The sequence below is a fragment of the Kitasatospora sp. NPDC006697 genome (assembly GCF_042869935.1).
Lineage (GTDB): Bacteria > Actinomycetota > Actinomycetes > Streptomycetales > Streptomycetaceae > Kitasatospora.
Genome location: NZ_JBIAGU010000037.1, coordinates 77,764 through 90,944 on the forward strand (window position 1 = coordinate 77,764; position 13,181 = coordinate 90,944).

Annotated in this window: 16 protein-coding genes and 1 pseudogene; 11 read left to right on the forward strand and 6 right to left on the reverse strand. The window is 71.0% G+C overall.

The window, feature by feature from the left end:
* Window positions 1–198: 198 nt before the first annotated feature.
* The 3 genes from ACFYNO_RS35720 (at window position 199) to ACFYNO_RS35730 (ending at window position 1,750) form a co-directional block, all read left to right on the forward strand.
* Window positions 199–777, forward strand: coding sequence for a DUF5994 family protein (locus ACFYNO_RS35720; protein WP_388021709.1), 579 nt, complete (start codon window positions 199–201; stop codon window positions 775–777).
* A gap of 418 nt (window positions 778–1,195) precedes the next feature.
* Window positions 1,196–1,552, forward strand: a complete 357-nt coding sequence (locus tag ACFYNO_RS35725) for a PRC-barrel domain-containing protein (RefSeq protein ID WP_388021710.1) — start codon at window positions 1,196–1,198, stop codon at window positions 1,550–1,552.
* Window positions 1,553–1,582: 30 nt separating this feature from the next.
* Complete coding sequence (locus ACFYNO_RS35730; RefSeq protein WP_388021711.1) at window positions 1,583–1,750, forward strand: hypothetical protein; 168 nt, start codon at window positions 1,583–1,585, stop codon at window positions 1,748–1,750.
* 535 nt (window positions 1,751–2,285) lie between these two features.
* Here the strand turns inward: ACFYNO_RS35730 and ACFYNO_RS35735 are convergent.
* Window positions 2,286–2,537 carry a hypothetical protein gene (locus tag ACFYNO_RS35735; RefSeq protein WP_388021712.1) on the reverse strand — a complete coding sequence of 84 codons (252 nt, stop codon included), beginning with the start codon at window positions 2,535–2,537 and terminating at the stop codon, window positions 2,286–2,288.
* Window positions 2,538–2,857: 320 nt separating this feature from the next.
* Between ACFYNO_RS35735 and ACFYNO_RS35740 the strand changes: the two genes are divergently transcribed.
* The 4 genes and pseudogenes from ACFYNO_RS35740 to ACFYNO_RS35755 all read left to right on the forward strand — a co-directional run bounded on the left by ACFYNO_RS35740 (window position 2,858) and on the right by ACFYNO_RS35755 (window position 4,879).
* Window positions 2,858–3,199, forward strand: coding sequence for an STAS domain-containing protein (locus tag ACFYNO_RS35740; RefSeq protein WP_388021713.1), 342 nt, complete (start codon window positions 2,858–2,860; stop codon window positions 3,197–3,199).
* A 171-nt stretch (window positions 3,200–3,370) separates the two neighbouring features.
* A complete protein-coding gene (locus ACFYNO_RS35745; RefSeq protein ID WP_388021714.1) occupies window positions 3,371–3,832 on the forward strand; it encodes a pyridoxamine 5'-phosphate oxidase family protein in 462 nt (153 codons plus the stop codon).
* A 30-nt stretch (window positions 3,833–3,862) separates the two neighbouring features.
* A pseudogene (locus ACFYNO_RS35750) lies at window positions 3,863–4,603 on the forward strand (GAF domain-containing protein); the annotation flags it as partial.
* Complete coding sequence (locus tag ACFYNO_RS35755) at window positions 4,580–4,879, forward strand: histidine kinase (protein ID WP_388021727.1); 300 nt, start codon at window positions 4,580–4,582, stop codon at window positions 4,877–4,879. The pseudogene ACFYNO_RS35750 and the gene ACFYNO_RS35755, both read left to right, overlap by 24 nt.
* Before the next feature lie 76 nt (window positions 4,880–4,955).
* Here ACFYNO_RS35755 and ACFYNO_RS35760 read toward each other — a convergent pair whose 3' ends face one another.
* Window positions 4,956–6,167: a PP2C family protein-serine/threonine phosphatase gene (locus ACFYNO_RS35760; protein ID WP_388021715.1), complete on the reverse strand. Its 1,212-nt coding sequence runs from the start codon at window positions 6,165–6,167 to the stop codon at window positions 4,956–4,958.
* A gap of 456 nt (window positions 6,168–6,623) precedes the next feature.
* Between ACFYNO_RS35760 and ACFYNO_RS35765 the strand changes: the two genes are divergently transcribed.
* A complete protein-coding gene (locus ACFYNO_RS35765) occupies window positions 6,624–7,073 on the forward strand; it encodes an ATP-binding protein (protein ID WP_388021716.1) in 450 nt (149 codons plus the stop codon).
* Window positions 7,074–7,102: 29 nt separating this feature from the next.
* On the opposite strand, the gene ACFYNO_RS35770 is transcribed toward ACFYNO_RS35765, so the two are convergent.
* Complete coding sequence (locus ACFYNO_RS35770) at window positions 7,103–7,468, reverse strand: CBS domain-containing protein (protein ID WP_388021717.1); 366 nt, start codon at window positions 7,466–7,468, stop codon at window positions 7,103–7,105.
* Window positions 7,469–7,810: 342 nt separating this feature from the next.
* Here ACFYNO_RS35770 and ACFYNO_RS35775 point away from each other — a divergent pair, with 342 nt between their 5' ends.
* On the forward strand, window positions 7,811–8,182 hold the full coding sequence (locus tag ACFYNO_RS35775) for a DUF5994 family protein (RefSeq protein WP_388021718.1): 372 nt from the start codon (window positions 7,811–7,813) through the stop codon (window positions 8,180–8,182).
* Between the two features lie 741 nt (window positions 8,183–8,923).
* Here the strand turns inward: ACFYNO_RS35775 and ACFYNO_RS35780 are convergent.
* From ACFYNO_RS35780 to ACFYNO_RS35790, 3 genes are read right to left on the reverse strand one after another with little or no spacing between them, the layout of a single operon-like run.
* Complete coding sequence (locus ACFYNO_RS35780; protein WP_388021719.1) at window positions 8,924–9,907, reverse strand: ABC transporter permease subunit; 984 nt, start codon at window positions 9,905–9,907, stop codon at window positions 8,924–8,926.
* A 5-nt stretch (window positions 9,908–9,912) separates the two neighbouring features.
* A complete protein-coding gene (locus ACFYNO_RS35785; RefSeq protein WP_388021720.1) occupies window positions 9,913–10,824 on the reverse strand; it encodes an ABC transporter ATP-binding protein in 912 nt (303 codons plus the stop codon).
* A gap of 13 nt (window positions 10,825–10,837) precedes the next feature.
* Entirely contained in the window at window positions 10,838–11,020 is a 183-nt protein-coding gene (locus ACFYNO_RS35790; RefSeq protein ID WP_388021721.1) for a hypothetical protein, read from the reverse strand.
* Between the two features lie 120 nt (window positions 11,021–11,140).
* On the opposite strand from ACFYNO_RS35790, the gene ACFYNO_RS35795 reads away from it, so the two are divergent.
* Both ACFYNO_RS35795 and ACFYNO_RS35800 read left to right on the forward strand, forming a co-directional pair.
* Window positions 11,141–12,271: a sensor histidine kinase gene (locus ACFYNO_RS35795; RefSeq protein ID WP_388021722.1), complete on the forward strand. Its 1,131-nt coding sequence runs from the start codon at window positions 11,141–11,143 to the stop codon at window positions 12,269–12,271.
* Window positions 12,268–12,936 (forward strand): response regulator, encoded by a 669-nt coding sequence (locus ACFYNO_RS35800; RefSeq protein ID WP_388021723.1) that lies wholly within the window; start codon window positions 12,268–12,270, stop codon window positions 12,934–12,936. Before ACFYNO_RS35795 ends, ACFYNO_RS35800 begins: the two co-directional genes overlap by 4 nt.
* Window positions 12,937–13,181: the final 245 nt, after the last annotated feature.

Sequence of the window (13,181 nt, forward strand, 5' to 3'; positions counted from 1 at the left end):
ACCCCCGCCGTGATCCGGCCCGAGCCAGTGCGACGGCACGCCGACGCCGCTTCTGGCCGATGACCGGTGACCATGTGGACCGGAGTATGTTTGGTATTACCGAAGGCACCTCGAATGCCGGCACCGACACTGGCATCGTCTCCGGCGAACGGCTGTCCCGGACCCTACTCGGGTCAGGTCCGGAGTCAGGTCCTCCTCATGACTGCGATCCTCGATCGCGCGACGACGCCAACCTCCGCGGATGCCACCGCACGGCTCTCTCTCACGCCCAGCGGCGTGCGACCCGGCCGTCTGGACGGAGCCTGGTGGCCGCGCTCGCGCGATCTTCTTCTCGAACTCCCCTCCCTGGCCGCCGAGATCGACGAGCGGTGGGGCCGGATCACCCGGATCACCGTGAACCCCGCGCAGTGGCCCGTCATCCCCCGGCGGATCCCGGTCGCGGGTCACACCGTCCACGCGGGCTGGTTCACCGTCGAACAGGACCAGCACATGATCATGGTCTGTTCCTATGCCCCCCGTCGGCTGAGCCTGCTGGTGGTCCCGCCCCGGACGGATGCCGTCGAGGCCGCCCGGCTGATGGCCGAGGCCGCCGATCCCGCGAACACCAGGACCGCGAGCGACCTGCTCGCCGCGGAGTCGAGCGCCGGTGCGGCCAGGCCGGAAGTCGGTTCCGATTTCCTGCCGTCGGCCGTCACACCCTCCACCGGGCTTGGCGAGGCCGACCGCCGAGCCGATCTCGCCTGGAGCCGGGCCGCCTCCTGGCCGGCATCCGCGTAGGCGGCCGGCGGGAGCCGCCCGGGCCGGGGCCGGGCTGTCTCACTCGCGTGACCACTCGGTCTCGGCCAGGGGCTCGCCGTCGATACCGGTCCCTTCCCAGAGCCGGACCCTGACTGCCCTGGGGCCCGGCGCGGGTCGGGAGATCGTGCGAACGCACACGTCCCGGGGGTGGTTGGCCGCCCGCTGCGGCGGACCGCCGTACTCCAGCGGATTCGGCATCGTCGTGCCGTCCTGCCGGGACCAGCGGCCGTCGTCGTCCTGGGTCTCCAGAATCCACCGGTACCGCCGGCATCGTGCCCTCCTGTGACAACCCTCCTGCCCTGACGCGACCGTACGAGGCGGGCGGGCGGAGGGCGACCAGGGATGTCGGCCGGCGGCTCCGGTGCCACGATGGAAGCAGGAGCGGAGGAGGTGGCCGATGTTCGAGGCAGGCGACATCCGGGAGTGGCGCGGCCATGACGTGGTCGACGCCGGCGGGCACAAGATCGGCACGCTGGAGTCCGTCTACGTGGACACCGCGACCGATCAGCCGTCCTTCGCCACGGTCACGGTCGGCCTGCCCACCCGCCGCCGTCTGGTGTTCGTCCCGCTGTCCGACGCGACGGTGGGTCCCGGCTACCTGCAGGTCCCCCTGTCCAAGAGCCAGGTGAAACACGCCCCGGGCATCGACACCGACGGCGAACTCCCCGCCGAGGACGAGGCAGCGGTCTTCGCCCACTACGGACTGACCTACGCACCGGGCACGGGCGGGGAGCGCCGCCTGGCCCGCCGCTAGGAACCCTCTGGACCACGAAGGAGGCCGACGATGGCACTGGTGCTGTTGCTCGTCATCGTGGCGATCGTGCTCGGACTGGTCGGTGTCGTCGCCGAGGGCCTGAAGTACCTGCTGTTCATCGGCATCGCCGTACTGATCGTCGCGCTGGTGATCTCCGCCGTCCGGTTCCGGCGCGGGGGCCGGTCCGTGAACCGCTGAGTACCGTGCCGGGTCCGGGCCGGACCGGGAGTGGCTTGGACATCACCGCACCCCGCATGCCGGCACCGGACACTGGCGTCGCCGCCGAACCGGACACGCGGTGGGGCCGGGTCGCCGGAATCACCGTGAACCCCGCCCAGTGGTTGACCGTCCCCCGACGGATCCCGGTCGCGGGCCACACCGTCCGTGCGAACCACACCGTCCACGCGGGCTGATTCACCGTCGTGCAGGACCGGCACACGATCTCGGTCCGCTCGCACCTTGCCCGCCGTGTGACCCTGCTGGTCATCCCGCCGCGCAACCCCTCGCGAGTTCGAATCTCGTCTCCTCCACTGCCGCCCACCAGGGCGAACGAGGACCCCGACCGCTCAGCGGCAGGTGCCCTCGTCGTTGCGTGGCCGTCGGCCTCCGCACCCTCCGACTGCGTTGGTGAGGCCGGCAGGCGATCGGACCGCGCCCGAAGCCGGGCCGCCTCCTGGCCGGTACCCGAGTAGGAGCCGGCTGACCGGCACCCTGTACGGCCTGGGCGGGTAAATCACTCACGTGACCACTCGGTCTCGACCTGGGGTTCGCCGACGGCATCGGCCCCTTCCCAGAGGCGGATCCTGATCGCACGGGGACCGGGAGAGGGCCGGGAAAGGGTGCGGACGAACACGTCCCGGAGGTGGTTGGCCGCCTGCTGCGGCGGCCCGTCGTACTCCAGCGGATTCTGCGCCGGAGTACCGCCCTGCCGGGACCAGTGGCCGTCGTCGGCCTGGATCTCCAGAATCCATCGGTACTGCCGCATCCTGGCCTCCCGTGACAACGCTCCTGCCCCGACCACGACCGTACGAGGCGGACGGACGGAGGGCGACCCGGGGGTGTCGGCCCGGTGCCACGACGGGTCCAGGAGCGGAGGACGTGGCCGACGTTCGAGGCAGACGACATCCGGGAGCAGGCGACATCCGGGAAGGGTCGTGGCGGACGGCGCGCGGGGAGGCCGGGTGGCGAGAAGCATTGACGTTCCTGGACTCGGGCATTCCGAAACCGGAATCCGAGAGCATACTCCGTGAGACCGCGCCCGACCGCCTCCAGCACCTCACACCGCAACTGCGAACCACCACCACGGTGGCTGAGGGAGAGGCGGTGATCGTCCGCCTCGACGGCGAGGTGGACCTGGAGGACCGCCAGCCCCTGCAGCAAGCGCTCGCACGGGTGGCGCAGACCCGCCCGCCCCGGCTGATCGTCGATCTGACCGGCCTGGTCTTCTGCCACTCGGTGTGCCTCAACGCCCTCCTCGCCGCCCGCCAGCGCGCGAGGGCCGCCGGCGTGGAGATGGTGCTCGCAGCCCCGCCGCCTCAGACCAGACGAGTACTGGAGATCACCGGCACCGACCAGGTCTTCACGATCTGCTCGAGCGTCCGCACCGCGCTGGCGGACACGTACGCCGCGAGTCGGCGGACAGGATGAGGCACCAACCGGACACAGCGGCCGCAGGACACCGTCCATGCCTCCGCCCCATGCGGGGGGCCAGCTGTCGCACTGCCGAACGGTCGACCCCTCGAACAGCGGCCGGACGACGGACAAGCAGGGCCGAGTGACCCATGCCGCGGCTCGTGCCAGGACGAGGAGCATGGAGGCATGGACGAGGCGACGCAGGTACCTGGTGGGCTGGAACGCCAGGAATGCCTGTCCCTGCTCGCGGGCACCGGCTACGGAAGAGTGGTGTTCACCGCGCGGGCCCTGCCCGTCGTCGCCCCGGTGAACTACCTCCTCGACGAGGACGTCGTGATCGGCGCCGGTGCCGATGCCCGCCTCCAGCGGCTGGCGGACGGCGATGTCGTGCTCTTCGAAGCGGAGGGCGCCGACTCCGCCACCGCGTGGAGTGTCAGTGTGACCGGCTATGCCCACCCCGTGACCGACGCCGGGGAGGCCGATCGCCTCATCGGCCGCACCGGGTCCGAGACGCCCTGGGTTCCCGGCCCGGCGGAATCCCTGCTGCGGATCACGACCACGCAGGTGGACGGCCGGAGGTTCCCGATCACCGGAGCCGGTCCCGGCCGTGCCCCGCTCCCGTACCCCGGTGCCGCGCCCAACGCCTGAACGGGCCCGTGGCCCCAGGGCGTAGGTGCCCTCGGCCGACTACGGAAGCAGTCCGGCCCGCTACGGATCGACGACATCCACGCGGCCCCCGACACGTACGGCTTCCCGGCCGGCCACCCAACCATGCGGAGCCTCCTCGGCGTGCCGATCCGGGCCCGCGGCCGGACGTTCGGAGCCCTCTACCTCGCCGACAAGCAGGGTGCCGGCACCGTGCCGGCACCGTTCACCACGGAGGACGAGGAACTCCTCCAAGCGCTGGCCGGTGCCGCGTCGGCGGCCGTCGACAACGCCCGGCTCTACGAACAGGCCCAGCGCAGGGAGGCGTGGCAGCACGCCACGGCCCTGATCAGCTCCGCCCTCCTGGCCCGCACCGAGCCGGACCAGGTGCTCGCACTGATCGTCGAACAGGCGCGGCAGGTCGCGGACGCCGACCTCGCGGCGATCTCCCTTCCCGAGACCCCCGAGCGCCTGGTCGTCCGCATCGCCACCGGCCAGGACGCCGACCGCGCCACCGGCCGCCACCTGCCCACCGCACAGTCCCTGACCGGACTCGTCCTGACCCGCGGCGAACCGCTGATCACCGCCGACCTGTCCACCGACGAACGCGCCCACCAGCCGGACACCGACCTGTCCACCGCATCCGGCCCGGCCATGTTCGCCCCTCTGACCGCCCGCGGCAGCCGCACCGGGGTCCTCTTCGTCACCCGCCACCCGGGCCGGCCGGAATTCGACCACGACCAGCTCGACATGCTGACCGTCTTCGCCGCCCAGGCCGCTCTCGCCGAGCAGCTGGCCGCCGAACGCGCCGACGCCGAGCTCGTCACACAGGTCCGTGACCACGAACGCATCGCCCAGGACCTGCGCGACCGTGTCATCGAGGGCATCTTCGCCATCAGTCTCACCCTCAACGGCCTGGCCACCACCGCACCGCCCGACCGGCAGCAGCACCTGCTCGACACCGTCGGCCGCCTCGACACCGTCATCCGCGACATCCGCGCCACCGTCTTCGACCTCCAGCACCCCGAGTCAGGGCTCTCCGGGCCCTGACTCGGGGTGCTGGAGGTCGGTGCCCGGCCGATCCGGGGGACGGTCGTCCCGTCCGGCAAGGGGGTACACCGACGGCTCAGCGCCACTCGATGGCGAACAGGGTGGCATCGTCGCTCGTGTGTCCGCCCCGTTCCTGCTTGAGGACGTGGGAGAGCATGCGCACCGTGGTCCGGAGTCCGGAGTCGGAGCGCTCGACCCGGTTGACCCAGTCGATGAGCTGAGGCTCACCGAACTGGCCCCCGCCGGGCGCGCGTTCCTCGACCAGGCCGTCGGTGAAGCACAGCACCCGGTCCCCGTGCCGCAGGAGCCGGTCGCTGATCACGGGCTGCTCGCCGCCGAAGCCGACCGGCAGGGTGGTGGCACCCTCCAACCGCTCGACGACGCGACGGCCGCGGATCAGCAGTGGTGCCGGATGACCGGCGTTGACCCACTGCAGGTGGCCGGAGACGGTGTCGAGGCGCATCATCTGCGCGGTGACGAAGTGGTCCGGCCCGAACTGTTCGGCGATGGCCTGGTCCATGAAGGCGTAGATCTCCGCCAGTCCGATGTCGGCGCGCCGCGCGTGCCGGTACGCACCGATGGCCACGGTCGCCATGGTGGCGGCATCCAGTCCGTGGCCCATGGCATCGATGGTCGCCACGTGCAGGAGGTCGTCGTTGAGCGCGTAGTCGAAGCTGTCCCCGGCCACGTGGTAGGCCGGTTCGAGGATGCCCGCCACCGCGACCAGGGGGGCCGTCATCGAGAGCGGCGGCAGGAGCGACCACTGGATCTCCGCGGCCACGCTCATCGGCTGGAGGCGCCGGGCCTGGAAGATCCGATCGGTGTAGGCGTTCTTCGTGACCAGTAGATCGGCGACCAGGGCGCAGAAGACCCGCAGCAGCCGGCGGTCTTCCTCCCCGACGGCGTCCAGGGTCAGGGCAAGCACACCCAGCTCGTCACCGCCGCCCGGCAGGGGCAGGTACACCCGCACGCCGTCCTCCTGCGGTTCCTCGACGGGAACACCGCGCAGGAACGCCTCACCCGCGGGTGAGGCGTCGATCGGAACCGGCTCTCCGGCCGTCATCCCCTGCCCGTGCAGGGGTGTCAGGACCAGCTGTCCGTAGTCCTGCAGCAGGAGGACCGGGTCGCGACCGCCGAACCGGCGCACCGCGTCGGCGACCAGTGGAGCGATCATCTGGGGCGGCAGTTCCTGGGTCCGATCCATCAGCGGGCCCAACAGCAGGTGTTCGCCGGTACCCCGCGCCCGGCCGCGGGCTCCCGGCGTGGCGGACGACCGCTCACCGCTCATCCTCGCTCACCGCCGTCTTGTTCCCGTCGTCGGGGCCGGCGCCGCTGCTGCCGAGCCGGGCGCCCCGGCTCCGTGAACCAGGGCAACTCATTCCATTACGCCCCACAGCCGGGCGATGCGCGCTCCAACGGGTCGACAGGATGCCGAGGGCGTGCGGAACACGGCACGGTTCCACCGCGGCTTCGGCTTCGTGGCGTCCGCCCCCGGCTGTTCACCGTGCGGAGCCGACGCGGCCGGACGAATCCACCGCAGGTCCGGAAGCCCACGGTTGCGCGAGGCCGGGCTGCTCACCCGTCTTCCTCGGCCCCTGCCGGACCGACGCCCCTTGCCCGCCCCTGCGGCCCCACGCACTGCCGGCGCGGCGCGTGAGCCTTGCCCGAACGGGTAGCCGCCATGGTGCGACAAGACTTCGTCATCCGGGGGCCGCGGGACCCGAACCGATGGGAAGCGACCACCATGTCCGCAGCCGTCCATCACCACCGCCACCTGACTTTCACCGCAGAGGGCGGAGACTCCCCGGTACACGTGGGCCGGGTGTTCACCCGCCACGCCCTCGCCGACTGGCGCCTGGCTTCCTCCACCACCGGCGACGACGCCCAACTGGTCGCATCAGAACTGCTCACCAACGCCGTCCGGCACACAGCAGGTCCCCTCGCCATGGACCTGGACGATGACGGCTCGCGCCTGCGCATCACCGTCACGGACCCGCGCCCGGACATCACCCCGCCCGATCCCGGCAGCCATCAGCCTGCCGGGATCGGCGGCCACGGACTGTTCATCGTCGACCGCCTCGCCCTGCACTGGGGCGCCTTCCCCGAAGGCCGCGGCAAGGCCGTCTGGGCCGACCTCCCCGTGCCAGGCGCCGGGCAGGCAACCCCGGTAACCGTGAGACCACGGTCGTCATGACGAGGACGCGACGGGAAGGGCACGACGGTTCAAGCGGAGGGAGCGGCGAGCAGGGCCGCAGCGCGGCCTGCTGTGAGGACGCCGAGGAGGTAGCCGTCCTCGTCGACGACGGGCCAGACGGCCAGGTGCTTGATCCGCATCGCGACCGCGGCCAGGCGCAGGCCCATGCCTGGCCACGTGAACGGGCCCCGTTGATGCGCCGTGGAGCTGATCGCGGTCCGATCGGTGTACCAGGAACGGGCCAGGAACGAGTGCAGCCCGGCCCGGGTGACCAGCCCTTCGCACCGGCCGTCGTGGCCGCGGACGACCAGGTACCCGACGTGGGCGCTGAGGAAGATGTCGTTGGCCCGGTCGACGGTGCTGTCGTCGGCTATCTGGTAGTCGCAGGGGTCCATGGCGTCGGCAACCGTGAGGCCATGGACCGGCCCTGCCGGATGCGGGAGAGAAATGGTCACGGCGCTCACCGTTACCCGATCTCCGGCTGCCTGCCGGCGGCCGGAATGTTGTTCACCCAGAACGAAACCGGAAGGGGAACCGGGATGCGGAAAGCCCTGGATGCTGTCAAGCCTACTCCGGCGCTCCCCTCCGACGAGGGCGCCCGCGGGTGGTGTCGCCCTGGGTCATGACAGGTCCCTCGCGGACCGGACGGGCGGCTCCGGATGATGCCGATCCCTCTTCCCACTTCTTCCTCACCCGGGCCGTGGTCCGTGCCCGGTGTACCGCTTCTGCCACGCCTGGTGCTGGAGCCGACGATGTCCCGGGAGGGGATCTTCGACGGCGCGTGGTGGCCCCGCTCGAACCACGTCCTGGCTGAGCTCCCGGACCTGATCACCGCGCTGAGCGCCCACCTGGGGCGCATCGTCCGAGTCGGCCTCGACACCTCGGCCTGGGACGAGGTACCCCGATCCCTCGTGGCGAACGGCCTGATGGTCAAAATCAACTGGTTCGCCGGCAGTGACGCAACCATCAGTGTCTCTCGGGGTTTCCAGGACCACTTCCTCCTCCTGGTCGTACCGCCGCTCACCACCTCGGAGAACGCCTCCTCAGCGATGGCGGGGGCCGCAGCAACCGGAAACCACACCCCGGCAGCCGAACTCCTGCTCAGATGAGCAGTCCGGCATCCGACTGTGCCGGACCACTCACGAACGGCGCATTCGGTGCTGAGCTACGCGACGCTTTCGCCATGACCGTCGGCGGCCCCGGCCCCAGCGCCCCACAGGGCCGCGCCGATCCTCCTGCCGACGTCGTGACGGCAACCTTCCACCGGACCATGCAGACTGCCCCAACTGGCCGGGAGACGGTGAGCATCCGCAGGACCCTGACCGAGATGCTCGAACGGTAGCTACCCTCCCCGTCACAGATCGGGGCAGCCAGCACGGTGGCCCGAAAGATCGCCGAGAGCGGGGACGCGGTCATCGACGAAGGCATGCGGTCCACCCAACAGATGATCGAAAGCAACCCCCTTCCTTCTGTCGAGGTTCCTGCCCGGCTGGAAGGCCGAACCGCGCGCCGAGGAGCGGGCTCGCCTCATGGCGGAGGCGGCAGGAGTCAGCTGACCGGAGACGTCGTGAGGAGGGGTGGTCGGGGCCTGGTGAGCCGTAGCCAGCTGGTCTCAGTTTTGGTCTCATTCACCCCTGTCCAGCCCGGTCCAGCCGCCGCCTAGCGGGTCACTCCGCCGCAGGTCGAGACGGGTGTGAACGCCGACGGACACCGTTCGGGAGAATTGGAAAGCGTGTTGGGGGCAACCCCTCACGAGTTCGAATCTCGTATCCTCCGCCGGCAGAAGGCCCGGACCGCATCACGCGGTCCGGGCCTTCGTCGTGTCCACGGGGCGAGTCCCGACGCGTCCGTCAGACCGGGTGAGTGCGGATGCGCCAGAAAGCGAGGGCGGCCAAGAGGGCTGTGAGGACGGCGAAGAACGCGGTCTCCAAGCATTGGAAGGTCCAGTAGCGGTCGGCCGGCTGTTCGGCGATCTCGACGTGGACGTTGCCCTTGGCGAGGCAGGTGGGCAGTTCGGAGAGCGAGCTGTGGTCCATGCAGCCCTGGAACCAGGGGGTGTGGCCGACCTCCTTGCCGGAGGAGTCGAGGATGGAGCTGGTCTCGACGACCCAGGGGCCGCCGGGGATGCGCAGGCCGCCGATGTCGCCGTAGGTGCCGATCTTGGTGAGGCGACCGATCAGTTCGGCGGTGAGCGGGACCGACGTGCGGGTCGGCGCCTGGTAGTGCGGGCGGATCAGGGCGGGGACAACGATCTGGAGCGCCGTGAAGACCAGGAGAGTGGCGGCCATCGCCGGGACGGTGCGGCGCAGGACCAGTCCCAATGTGGCACCCAGGACGAAGGAGAAGGCCGCGTAGCCGAGCGGAGCGAGGTTGCGGGAGGCGAAGAGCACCGGCTCGAAGCGATTGTTGAGGACGTTGGTGACCGGGCCGGTCGCCCAGGTCAGCATCAAGCTGTAGAGGCCCGCGGTGGCCACGCTCAGCAGGCCGACCAATCCGAGCTTGGCGGCGAGCCAGCGGCCGCGGGTCACGCTCTGGTTCCACGCCAGGCTATGGGTGCCGGCCTCCAGCTCCCGGGCGATCAGCGGTGCGCCCCAGAAGACGCCGATGGCGCCGGGGACGGCGAGCAGCAGGTAGCCGAGCAGGTCGGTCTGGAGGCTGTAGCGGTCGGCGAAGGCTCCGAGCGGTCCCGCGCAGTCGTCGCGGGCGACACAGTGGGCGAGGGTGTCGTCGTACGCGCCATGGATCTGTCCGCCGAGAACGACCAGGTAGACGGCCAGGAGGACGAGTGATCCGAGGCCTACGAGCGCCTGGACGCGAAACTGACGCCAGGACATCCAGATCATCGGTGAACCTCTGCTGTGGTCGGGGTCGGGCGGGGGCCGGACTGTTCCGCCCGACCGAGGTAAGCGAGCACCAGCTCCTCGAGGCCGACCTCGGTGACGGTCCAGGGGCCACCGGTCAGCAGAGTGCGGTCGTCGACGCGCACGACGGCGGTGCTCTCGTGTTCGGTCCGGTCGGTGCGAAGTATGGTCTCGGCATCCGCCGGCAGGGTCGCGAGGGCCGCGCGGCGTGCGGTCACCCGGACGTGGCCGGCGACCACGTCCGCGATGTCACCGGCCAGTTGAACGCGCGCGTCGGCCAGCACGATCAGGTGGTCGCACACCCGCTCCACGTCGGGGAGGGCGTGGGAAGAGAGGACGGCGGCAGCGCCGAGTTCGGTGACGGACTCCATCAGGTGGTCCAGGAACGCGTGCCGCGCCAGTGGGTCCAGGGCGGCGGCGGGTTCGTCGAAGATCAGCAACTCAGGGCGTTTGGCCGCGGCGATGGTCAGGGCGAGTTGGGCGCGCTGGCCGCCGGAGAGCCGGCCAGCCCTGTGCCTGGGGTCGAGATCGATCCGGGCGAGTCGGCGGCGGGCGAGGTCCGCGTCCCAGCCAGGGTTCATCCGGGCACCCATCCGCAGGTGATCGGCGACGGACAGGTCGGCGTAGACCGGGGTGTCCTGGGCGACGAAGCCCACCTTGGCCAGGTGGGCCGGCCCGGTGGCGGGGGTGTCGCCCAGCACGCGGATCGTGCCCGAGCTGGGTGTGATCAGTCCGCAGGCCAACTGCAACAGGGTGGACTTGCCCGCGCCGTTCGGCCCGACCAGGCCCACCACCCGACCGGGCGGGACGTTCAGGTCGACGTCTGTGAGCGCGTGATGGCGGCGGGCGTACCGCTTGCCCAGCTTCACGGTTTCGAGTACCGGAGTCATCTGCTCCCCCGGGTCAGCCGCGCGGGTGACGCTTCGCGCGCCACATCTGGACGAGCCGGAACACTCCGTAGCCGACCGCGACCAGGAAGACCACCTGGAGCGTCAACCAGGCGTACAGCAGCGGGCTTCGCTCGGTCTTCTCGGCTTGAATCGCTGCTGCGGCGAGCAGGGTGGGTGTGGGGATGAGATCAACCATGAGACCCAGCGTGCGTGGGACCCGCCGACCGCCACAGCGACCGAAGGTACGATCCACGGCCCGTCGAGTCGTACTTTCGGCTGGTTCGGGGCCGGGCGGGGATCGCCTAGCGTGACCCGGGTGAGTACAGCGAAGCGCCCGATGGCGTTGGTCAACGCGGGATTGGGGCTGCTGTTCGCCCTGACCGTGATCATCATGGCTGCCCAGTACGCGGCCCAGGGCCGGGCCTGGGCCTTCGACGCGGCGGTCGGTGCCCTCGTCTGCCTGATCGCGCTCGGCCGCGAACGGCACCGGGGCCGGGCGGCGGCCCTCGGGCTTCTGGTGGCGGGCGCCGCCGCAGTGATCGCCCGGTTCGCCCACCTCCCCGGTGAACCCGGGGCTGCGGCGGTGCTGGGGCTGCTGGTCCTGGGCGGCTCCGCCACCCGCGCGCTCGCCTGGCGGCGGGCGGCTGCCGTCGCCGCGGCCGGGCTGGCACTGATGGCGGCCGGCCTGCTGGCCACCGAGGAGCCGAGTACCCCGTTTCGGGTCGGGATCGAGGTCTGGACCGTTGCCCTCGGGGCCGGACTCGGCCTGCGCTTTCTCGACCACCGCCGCCACACCACCGCCGAGGCCGTGCGGAAGGACGAACGACTCTCCCTGGCAAGGGAGTTGCACGATGTGGTCGCCCATCACATCACCGGCATGGTGGTCCAGACGCAGGCCGCCCGGATCGTGGCCAGGCGTCAGCCTGAGAGTCTGGACGCCACTCTCACCGACATCGAGGAGGCCGGCGGCGAAGCGTTGGCCGCGATGCGCCGGGTGGTAGGGCTGCTGCGCGACACCGATGACGTCGCCACCACCGCCCCCGCGGCCTCCGGCCCGGAGCAACTGGCCGAACTGGTCCGCCGGTTCGACGGGCACGGCCCTCAGGTGAGCCTGCGACTGCCTACCGAACCGGCACCCTGGCCACCCGAGGTGGCCACCACCGTCCACCGGATCGTCCAGGAGGCTCTGACCAACGTCGCCCGCCACGCCGCGCACGCCCGCTCTGCCGAGGTCGACATCGCCCATGGTCCGGACGCCGTGACCGTGACGGTCTTCGACGACGCACCGCCCGGCCACGCTGCGCGCAAGCAGCGCGGCGGCTACGGTCTGATCGGCATGCGCGAGCGCGTCGAGGCGCTCGGCGGCCGCCTGACCGCCGGCCCCGGCCTGAACACCGGGTGGTCGGTCCGTGCCGTCCTGCCCCTCTCCCGGAAGGAGAACCGTTGACCATCCGCGTCCTGCTCGCCGACGACCAGGCGATGATCCGCGGCGGCCTGCGCCTCATCCTGGAGGACCAGGACGACCTGACCGTGGTCGGCGAGGCCGCCGACGGCGCCGAGACGGTCGAACTCGCTCGCCGGCTACGCCCCGACGTGTGCCTGGTCGACATCCGGATGCCGGGGCTGGACGGCATCGACGTCACCCGCGCTCTGGCCGGCCCCGGAGTCGCCGACCCACTCCGCGTGGTCATCGTCACCACCTTCGACCTGGACGAGTACGTCCACGGCGCACTGCGCGCCGGGGCGGTCGGCTTCGTGCTCAAGGGTGCCGCGCCCGCCCTGCTCATCGAAGCCGTCCGCGCCGCGCACGCCGGGGACGCCCTGATCTCCCCGTCCATCACCCTGCGTCTGCTCCGCACCCTCCCCCCGGCCCGCACGACAACCGCCGCCCGGCCCGCCCAAGCGCTCTCGGCCCGCGAGACGGAGGTGATCCGGGCCATCGCCAAAGGCCGTACCAACCAGGAGATCGCCGCCACCCTGTTCATCACGCTCAGCACCGTCAAGAGCCACCTGGCGACCATCCAGAACAAACTCGGCGTCCGCAACCGCGTCGAAATCGCCGCCTGGGCCTGGGAGAGCCGACTGATGGACGCCCCCGGGAACAGTGCCTGAGCGATCCCTCGCGAGTTCGAATCTCGTATCCTCCGCCGGCAGAAGGACCGGACCGACCAGCGGTCCGGGCCTTCGTCGTTTCCGTGGTGGCGGTTGGCGCCCGGGCCTCTCCCCAGGGGCCGGGGAGCACAGGACCTGGCAGAGGTCCTAAGAGGGTGTTCGATACCGATTTAGGCTGCCGCGAGGAGTTTCGGGCGGAGGTATTGCCCGATTCTGTCCGGGCTGGCGGTCAGTCGGGTGGCCAT